This window comes from Pseudomonas fluorescens, assembly GCF_000968015.1.
In the GTDB taxonomy this organism is placed as follows: domain Bacteria; phylum Pseudomonadota; class Gammaproteobacteria; order Pseudomonadales; family Pseudomonadaceae; genus Aquipseudomonas; species Aquipseudomonas fluorescens_W.
On record NZ_LACH01000157.1, the window covers coordinates 1 to 317 of the forward strand.

1 protein-coding gene is annotated in these 317 nt (G+C 44.2%); it reads left to right on the forward strand.

The window, feature by feature from the left end:
- Positions 1-317, forward strand: a 317-nt coding sequence (locus VD17_RS31185; RefSeq protein WP_046057195.1) for a hypothetical protein, incomplete at both ends; no start/stop codon positions are given.

Below are 317 nucleotides of genomic sequence, written 5' to 3' on the forward strand. Positions count from 1 at the left end.
CGCGGACGATCCGGGTCTCGGCTTCGCTAAAGGGGCGAGGGCGGGTATAAGGAGGTTATATCCCCTCTTTAAGGTTAATTTAAGTATTAACGGTACGGTAAAAGGCGAGCTTATCGGCCTCGCTCTTAAGCTATATATAGATTATATAGTAGAGCTACTTAGGGACCTTAGCCTAAAGCTCGTCGAGCGTATAAAGGACCTTCTCTTACTTCTTAAAGAACTTAGCGATATCGTTAAAGGAGATCTTATTAAGGTAGATCTTATCGAGGTAGTCGTTAATAAAGTCGTAAAAGCGGGGGTTAAGGTAGGCTTTCGCG